General features: G+C 58.5%; 6 protein-coding genes. 4 read left to right on the top strand and 2 right to left on the bottom strand.

Annotated features, from left to right (window positions below; translation table 11 throughout):
* Window positions 1-72: 72 nt before the first annotated feature.
* Entirely contained in the window at window positions 73-510 is a 438-nt protein-coding gene (locus tag RRB22_15725; GenBank protein MDT8385848.1) for a hypothetical protein, read from the top strand.
* 9 nt (window positions 511-519) lie between these two features.
* A complete protein-coding gene (locus RRB22_15720; GenBank protein ID MDT8385847.1) occupies window positions 520-1377 on the top strand; it encodes an alpha/beta hydrolase in 858 nt (285 codons plus the stop codon).
* A gap of 84 nt (window positions 1378-1461) precedes the next feature.
* Here the strand turns inward: RRB22_15720 and RRB22_15715 are convergent, their stop codons facing one another.
* Both RRB22_15715 and dauA read right to left on the bottom strand, forming a co-directional pair.
* Window positions 1462-2001: a manganese efflux pump MntP family protein gene (locus RRB22_15715; GenBank protein ID MDT8385846.1), complete on the bottom strand. Its 540-nt coding sequence runs from the start codon at window positions 1999-2001 to the stop codon at window positions 1462-1464.
* Between the two features lie 69 nt (window positions 2002-2070).
* Window positions 2071-3762 (bottom strand): C4-dicarboxylic acid transporter DauA, encoded by a 1692-nt coding sequence (gene dauA / locus RRB22_15710; protein MDT8385845.1) that lies wholly within the window; start codon window positions 3760-3762, stop codon window positions 2071-2073.
* A 436-nt stretch (window positions 3763-4198) separates the two neighbouring features.
* Here dauA and acs point away from each other — a divergent pair, with 436 nt between their 5' ends.
* The gene (gene acs, locus RRB22_15705; protein ID MDT8385844.1) at window positions 4199-6178 is read left to right on the top strand and encodes an acetate--CoA ligase; all 1980 of its coding nucleotides are present in this window, start codon (window positions 4199-4201) and stop codon (window positions 6176-6178) included.
* A gap of 330 nt (window positions 6179-6508) precedes the next feature.
* The gene (locus RRB22_15700; protein MDT8385843.1) at window positions 6509-8449 is read left to right on the top strand and encodes an ATP-binding protein; all 1941 of its coding nucleotides are present in this window, start codon (window positions 6509-6511) and stop codon (window positions 8447-8449) included.
* Window positions 8450-9014 lie beyond the last annotated feature (565 nt).

Genomic DNA, 9014 nt, shown 5'->3' with positions numbered 1-9014 from the left:
CCTTGCCCTGAACGCTGACAGACCAACTGAACCCGCAAATATTACCTTGAAGGAGCACTAGCAGGTAACCCGATGATCCAAGACACGCCGTTCCTGAAACGCTTTCGCGGCAGTTTCATCAGCCTGTTGCGCTGGCCCCAGCTCGACGGCCTGTGGGCGACGCTGCGCCAACAGGCCGATGCCGGGTGGTATGCCTATGCCATTGGCGAGACACCTCCCGCCGCGCCGCTGGAGGCCGGGGAACTGGACGCCTTTCTACGTGAAATAGATACCCTGTTACGCCGCGAACATGACGAGGATTATTGCGGCATCGTCTATGCCGATGAGCTGGAAGCCCCACGCATGGTCAAGATCTACGACCCCAACAATCTCGGCGTGACCTGCGGCTTCAGCGCCGCACCGCCCCTGCCCGGCTGGATCCTCAGTCTCGATCCGCCCTGCGACCTGCCGGCGGCGATACCCGCCCCTGCCGGCCGACGCCGCTGGTGGCAACGACTGTGGCAAAAATAAATCGTCGACATGCCCGATAAAACTGGAATTAGTTATTGTCGGTTTGGCAAGGCGGGCGGCATACCCGCCTTTTATTTTCACGGGCTCCCTGGTTCCGCACTGGAAGGCGAATTACTGCACGACGCCTGTTTAAGCCACGGCGTCGATCTGGTGGCCGCGGAACGGTTTGGCTATGGCGAGAGCGCCCCGTATGCGGGCAAGCAATCCACGAATCGCTATAGCGCATGGGCGCAGGCCATCAACCAACTGGCCGATGCGCTGGGATTTGACCACGTCTATCTGTTCGCCGCCTCCGGCGGTGGGCCATATGCCCTGGCCTGTGCCAGCCTGTTGCGTCAGCGCGTGATCGCCACGGGCATCGCCGCCGGGCTGGGCCCGATCGTCAACCCGGCGCTGCGCAGGCAGATGCTGCCAAGGGCAAGATGGGCCTTTTATCTGGCGCTGCATCATCCCTTGTTGCTAAGAGCCAGTTATGGGATGACGGTGAACATGGCGGCGAAATACTTCAGCCATACCGCGATCACGCTATTGGGAAAAATGAATTCCCCGGCCGACAGAACCGCGCTGGCGCAGGAGCGAACCCACCAGATCATGCAGCGAAGTTTCCACCGCGCCCTTGCGCAGGGCATACAGGGCGCCGTCGACGATCTGTGTGCGGCACAACAGGCCTGGCCATTCAGCCTGGATGCCATTCACAGGTTGCACCTCTGGCATGGCGATAAGGACCGGGTAGTGCCCCTCAGTCACAGCCAGTGGGTACAGCAACAGGTGGCCGGTTCACGATTACACCTATTGCCGGGTGAGGGACACTTCTCGGTGCCGATCGGTCATGCCGATGAGATAGTGAGAACGCTGCTGGCAGACTGACCAGGGGCATGGAAAGGCTACCCTTTCCATGCGCCACAATAATCTAAAGGAGCAGCTTGCCGCGTCCTGCTCATCTCCACCGCTTCAGGTGAGCAAGATTTTCAGTCCGATCAGGATAAGCACAACACCACCCAACAGCCCCGCCTTGCTCTCCAGCCAGGTACCGCTTTTGGTACCGATAAAGACACCGGCATAGCTAAACAGAAACGTTGTCACACCGATGACCAGGCAGGCAACAAACGGACCGACTTCCAGCAGGGTCAAGGCAAAACCGGCAGCCATGGCATCAATACTGGTGGCAATGGCCAGCACCAACATGACCCGGTGAGTGATGTTGGTAATATCTTCTTCGATACCTTCGGCAAACGACTCATAGATCATCTTTGCGCCGACCAGAACCAGTAGCAGAAAGGCGATCCACGGCGCATAGGCCTCAACCCAATCCAGCACCCCCTTCCCGGCCAGGTAGCCGATCAATGGCATCAGTCCCTGGAACAGCCCAAAATAGGCGCCAGCCATAAGGGCCAGGGAGACCGGTCTTTTTTTATGTTTTGATCCCAGTCCGATAGAAACCGCAAAGGCATCCATACTCAATGCCACCGCCAGAAACAACACTTCAATCATTCAATACAACCCCTATTAACCGCTGGCAGGACGATGCACGCACCAACGCCATCACAGGCATTATGCGTATCAGAGCATGTGCTTCGCCTTGCGCAGTCCCTCGATAATCGAGCGTGAAAATTCGATATGGCCGGACTCTTTTCTGAGCCCGGAGCGGCGCAGCTTGAGGATCATGCGGGATTGCAGATTGTTGATCACCAGTCCCACGTGATTCTTTTTGAGGTTGGCGATGATGGTCTCCATGGCAACGATCGCGCTCATATCAATCATGTTGACGGCGCTCATATCCAGCACAACCACGCGCACATCCGGGGCGATATTGGTGAGCGTTTTCAGGGCATGTTGGGCCGAGCCGAAAAACAGCGGCCCATTGATATGGTAGATCGCAATGGCCTCCGGCACCTCGCCGTATTCATCATGCAGCTGTTCCATTTTGGTGGTGGTGGTCAGGCTGATACTCTTCTGGATAAACAGGATGGCGGCCAGCCCCATGCCCACGCCCACCGCGATCGTCATGTCGAAAAGCACGGTCAGGGAAAAACACAAGAGCAGCACAACCACATCGTTAACCGGCGCCACCTTGATGGTGCGCACAAAGTGTTTCGCCTCGCTCATGTTCCACGCCACCATTAACAATAGCGCCGCCATTGACGCCATGGGGATGTAGGACAGCACGGGGGCGATCAGCAGGATCGCCACCAGGATAAACACACCATGCACGACGGACGCCAGCGGCGAACGTGCGCCCGCCTTGATGCTGGCGGCCGTGCGTGCAATGGCCGCCGTGGCGGGTATGCCCCCAAACAGGGGGACGATCATGTTGCCGATACCCTGGCCAATCAATTCATCGTTTGGGTTGTGCTTCTTGCCCGACATCCCATCCGCCACCACGGCACACAAGAGGGATTCCAGCGAACCCAGCACCGCGATGGTGATGGCAGCCGGCAGTAGTGAGTGCAGCAGTGACCAGCTCATGGCCAGCGGTTCGCCGTTGGCGCCCGGCAGGTTCCACGGCCAGTCAAAACCCGGCGCAATCGGCGGAATACCACTGCCGATACCGCCCGCTATTTCATACTGAAAACGGCTGCCGATAGTGGCGACCGAAAAATCCGCCGACAGCAGGCTGGCTATCCAGGCCACGATGGTGCCGAGCGACAAGGCGATCAGGTGACCGGGGATCCGGGAATGCAGTCTGGACCAGAGCACCAGGGTCCCCAGGGTCAGCGCCCCGATAAAGAGCTCCTGCAGATTCGTTGACGGCATGGCCTGCAGGGTGGACGCCAGCCTGCCGATATAGTGCCCATCCACGGACGCCACGGTCAGCCCGAGGAAATCCTTGATCTGGAAGGTGGCGATAACCACACCGATACCTGCCGTGAAGCCGATGATCACCGGATAGGGAACGACCTCGATGAGCTTGCCCAGTCTGGTGACGCCCATCACGATCAGAATCATGCCCGCCATAAAGCCACTGAGCAGCAGCCCCCCCAGCCCAAACTGATGCACGATGGGCAACAGCACCACCACAAACGCCGCCGTTGGGCCGGAGATATTGACCTTGGAACCACCGGTGAGCGCAATCACAATACCGGCGATCATGGCCGTGTAAAGCCCATGCACCGGAGCCACCCCGCTGGCAATCGCCAGTGCCATCGACAGCGGCAAGGCGATAACCCCCACCGTCAAGCCCGCCCAGATATCCGCCTGAATCTCGGCATAACCGGGCCGGCTTTTTAGGGTCTTTGTTATCGCTGAGAACATGATGTCCTGTTTCTGTGGGTGCCAATGAATGCCAGGCTCACCAGCCAGAAGGAGGAGATCCAGGGCGCCTGATAATAGCACCCATCAATACCACCGTGGAATCGGTTCCATGCCAGCCAAGGGTGGGCACGTTTTTTGTGCCCACGTGGCATCGGTGAGCTGATTGCTGAAAATGATAACGACGTATGGCGTAGGGAATTCGGGTGATGCTGTATGGGAACACGAAAATGATTGTGGATGTTGCCGCGTGGGCACAAAAAACGTGCCCACCCTACCTAGCTTCGCTGACTAAAGCGGGCTCAGCTCCAAAAGGAGGGGGTCCAGGGGGTTTTTATAGTAGCATTCCTCACGGCAATATTATTTAGCGTTACCAGAAATTATTTTCTAAACTCGTTGTTGGAAAAATATCAGCCATTAAATAAAACCGGGAGTCAGCATGTCAGGGAAAACCACCCAGGAAAACATCCAGTCCAGCCTGCAGGAAAACCGGCTATTTGCGCCCAGCGCAGAGTTTTCCCGCCAGGCATTGATCAAAAGTCGTGCCGAACTGGATGAGCTGAGGGCCAGGGCCGAGGCGGACCACGAAGGCTTCTGGGCCGGGCTTGCCCGCGATGAATTGGACTGGCACACCCCCTTCACCACGGTGCTGGACGAGAGCAAGGCGCCGCACTATGAGTGGTTCAGTGACGGCACGCTCAACCTGTCCTACAACTGCCTTGACCGCCATCTGGCCGAGCGCGGCGACAAGACCGCCATCGTCTTCGAGGGCGAGCCGGGCGACACCCGACACATCAGCTATGCCGAGCTGCACCGCGATGTCTGTCGCTTCGCCAATGGCCTGAAGTCGCTGGGGATCGGGCTGGGGGACCGCGTGATCCTGTACATGCCGATGACACCGGAGGCGGCGATCGCCATGCAGGCCTGCGCCCGTATCGGCGCCATCCATTCCGTGGTGTTCGGCGGCTTCTCCGCCGAGTCCCTCAAGGACCGCATCGAGAATGCCGGCGCCAGGCTGGTGATCACCGCCGATGGCGCACACCGTGGCGGCAAGACCGTGGAACTGAAGGCGGCGACGGATGAGGCCCTCAGCCACGGCTGCGCCACTATCGAGCAGGTCATTGTGCTCAGGCGCACCGGCCATGCGGTGAACATGACCGCCACGCGCGACATCTGGTGGCACGAGCTGGCCGACGCCCAGGCCGACACCTGCGAGCCGGTATGGGTCGGCAGCGAACACCCGCTGTTCCTGCTCTACACCTCCGGCTCCACCGGCAAGCCGAAGGGCGTTCAGCACTCCACCGGCGGCTATCTGCTGAACGCCATCGTGACCATGAAATGGGTGTTCGACATCAATGACCGCGATGTCTTCTGGTGCACCGCCGACGTGGGCTGGATCACCGGCCATACCTACGTGGCCTTCGGGCCGCTGGCGGTCGGGGCCACCCTGCTGATGTACGAAGGCGCGCCCACGGTGCCCGATGCCGGGCGATTCTGGAAGGTCTGTCAGGACCATAAGGTCAGCATCTTCTATACCGCGCCCACCGCCATCCGCGCCCTGATGAAGGCCGGCGATGCCTTCCCCAACCGCTATGATCTGAGCAGCATCCGCCTGCTGGGCACGGTGGGCGAACCCATCAACCCCGAGGCCTGGATGTGGTACCACAAGGTTATTGGTGATGAACGCTGCCCCATCGTCGACACCTGGTGGCAGACGGAAACCGGGGCGCACATGATCGCCCCCGTACCGGGCGCCGTGGCCACCAAGCCCGGCTCCTGCACCCTGGCCCTGCCCGGTATCGCCGCCGACATCGTCGACAATCAGGGCAACAGCATCACCGCGCCCAACCAGGGCGGCGTGCTGGTGATCCGCAAACCCTGGCCGTCGATGATCCGCACCGTCTGGGGTGACGAGCAACGCTACTACGACACCTACTGGAAGATGTTCGATGGCAAGCTGTACGTCGCCGGCGACAATGCGCGGCGCGACGAAGACGGCTACTTCTGGATCATGGGCCGCATCGACGACGTGCTCAACGTCTCCGGCCATCGTCTCGGCACCATGGAGGTGGAGTCCGCCCTCGTCGCCCACCCCAAGGTGGCCGAGGCCGCCGTGGTGGGCCGACCCCACGAGATCAAGGGTGAGAGCATCTTCGCCTTTGTGGTATTGCGCGGTGAGCGACCCAAAGACGGCATCGACGAGGCCCTGACAAAGGAATTGCGTGACTGGGTGGGCAAGCAGATCGGCCCCATCGCCAAACCCGATGACATGCGCTTTTCCGACAACCTGCCCAAGACCCGCTCCGGCAAGATCATGCGCCGCCTGTTGCGCACCATCGCCGCTGGCGAAGAGATCACCCAGGACATCTCCACGCTGGAGAACGAGGCCATCGTCCTGCAGTTGCAGGGCAAGGCCTAATCTATAAAAAACCCCCACCGGCTGGGCGACCATTACGCCCAGCCGCCCTCGGTCGGTTACCTTCTTGATCCGGTGTATACCCTCTGGTTCACGGGCGCCCTCTCGTCCATCAATACCCCCTGGCACACAGAACAGCACCTGAAAGCTAAAGATTTAGCCCCTTCCTACCGATTCTGAACCTGATGGATTGCCATCAGGAACGAAGGTCAGACAGCCCCCACGATATCGGCCACTGCCACACAGTCAGCCAGTGGTTTTTTAGAACAGTTTTTTACAACGGTTTTACACCGTTTTTACAACAAATATTCACAAAAAAGCAGTCGGAAAAAAATGGATCTAAGCCAGACAAAAACACAATCAAAGACCATCATCACTACCGGGTTTGTCACCATCGTGGCCTGCCTGCTGGTGTTGATCACCATCTGGGTGTTTAACGTCTATACCAACGAGGCCATCCTCAACGAGATCGCCGATGCCCAGTTAGAGACCCGCCAGATTGCCATCATGCGCAATGCCGCCTATCGCCGTGCGCTGGCCCTGCATCGCATGAGCATCATGCCCGACCCGTTTGACCAGGAGGAAGAAGAGCGGCGCTTTTATGAGCTGGGCAGCATCTTCAGATCGACCCGCAGCGAACTGCTGGCGCAGCCGATGCATCCCCGGGAGCGACAGGTATGGGAGCAGATTCGTAACACGCTTAACAAGGGAGGGGCCGCACAAAACCGGGTGCTCAACCTGATCCTCGAGGAAAAACTTGAGGCTGCCAATAAGATGCTATTGGATGAAGTGGTGCCCACCCAGGATATTTTTGTGGAAGAGATATCCGATCTGCTGGATCAGCAGCGCAGTCAGGTGGAATCCAAGATCGCCGAGGTGGCCCATCGCAATCGCACCACCTACTGGCTCATCGGCCTGTTTGGCAGCGTCGCCCTGATGCTCGGCGGGTTCACCCTCTTTGTGGTGCGTCGAACTGAAAAGACGGAAGACGCCCTGCTGGAGCAGGGCCGCCGCATTCGGGAACTGTACGAGGTTTCATCGAAGGCCGGCCTGAACATCGACGAACAGGTTTCCGAAATGCTCCAGCTGGGTTGCCGGCTGCTGGATCTGGAGATTGCCAAGGTCTGCCGGATCGACACCGAGCAACAAACCAACACCTTTTTGCACACCCACGCCCCGGCGTCGTATGGGGTGACGCCCGGCAAGTGTCTACCGCTGGACAAAACCTTCTGCAGCGTGACCTTTGCCTCCGAAAAAGGCGTCGCCATCAACAACACCGGGAAATCCGCACACGCCGACAGCGCCTACTATGAATTCTCCCAACTGGAATCGTACATCGCCGCAAACATCAGCGTGCGCGGCAAGAAATTCGGCACCGTCAATTTTTCCAGCCGCTATCCGCGCGCCTACCCCTTTACCGAAACCGACCAGGACCTGATGCACCTGATCGGCAGCTGGGTGGGGCTTTCCCTGGAACGACAGATGAATCAGGAGGAGTTGTACGAGGCCAAGGAAAACGCCGAAGCCGCCAATAAAACCAAGAGCGCCTTTCTCGCCAACATGAGCCATGAGCTGCGTACACCGCTCAACGCCATCATTGGCTACAGCGAACTGATGATCGAGGATCTGAAAGGAACGCCAGATACCCAACAGATACCCGACCTCAACAATATCTCCAAATCCGGCCATCACCTGCTCAGCCTGATCAATGACATTCTCGACATCTCAAAAATCGAGGCGGGCAAGATGCAGTTATCGCTGCATGAAACCGATATCGACCGGCTCATCAACGAAACCATCGAATCCTTCCAGCCCAGCCTGAAGAAAAACAACAACACCCTGGTCGCCAACAACCACCAGCCGCTGGGCATTGCCCTGATAGACCCCATGCGCCTGAGGCAGGTGCTGATGAATCTGTTCAGCAACGCGGTGAAGTTCACCCAAAACGGCACCATCACCGTCAACACGCAGCTGACCGATCACGAACAAAAAACCTGGATAACCATCGATGTGGTCGACACCGGCATCGGCATACCGGAAGATGAGATCGACAGCCTGTTTCAGCCCTTCCAGCAGTCCACCACCGGCGCAGAGATGAAGTATGGGGGTACAGGGCTGGGGCTCGCCATCTGCCGCCGCATCTGCCGCCTGATGGGCGGCGACATCAGCCTGCGCAGCGTTGAGGGAGAAGGGTCAACCTTTACGATCTGGCTGCCCACCGAGCAGTCGGTCCGCGCAGCAGACCCGGCCCGACAGCAAGGCGCTGCGGGCTAACTATGGATAGGCACTGCCCCTGAAATATAGTGCTAAATGTGTAGGGCGCAATATCCGAAGGGCATTGCGCCGCATGAAGCACCTCCCAAAGCAGAATCATTTTGATTGACGATGGCCAATGCCTCGCAGAGCAATCTTTTAGAGTTAACCTTGCGCCACGCCTTGGCCAGGGATTTGTGCAGGCTTTTATAAAGGCGTGCTACGCGGGTGCTTTTCCCTGACGGCGGACATACGGCGCAATGCCCTTCGGTTATTGCGCCCTACGGGCTCAGTGTGTAGGGCGCAATATCCGAAGGGCATTGCGCCGCATGAAGTACATCCCAAAGCAAAGTCGTTTTGATTGACGATGACCAATGTCTCGCAGAGCAATCTTTTAGAGTTGACCTTGCGCCACGCATTGGCCAGGGATTTGTGCAGGCTTTTATAAAGGCGCGCTACGCGGGTGCTTTTCTCTGGCGGCTGATATACGGCGCAATGCCCTTCGGTTATTGCGCCCTACGGGCTCAGTGTGTAGATACTGTTATCCCCATCAACCCCCATGCAATCCTGGATTAAACATTTTTCC

The sequence above is a fragment of the Gammaproteobacteria bacterium genome (assembly GCA_032250735.1).
In the GTDB taxonomy this organism is placed as follows: Bacteria; Pseudomonadota; Gammaproteobacteria; order SZUA-152; family SZUA-152; genus SZUA-152.
Note: the sequence above shows the minus strand (reverse complement) of the source record. Positions and strands in the feature narration are given on the sequence as shown.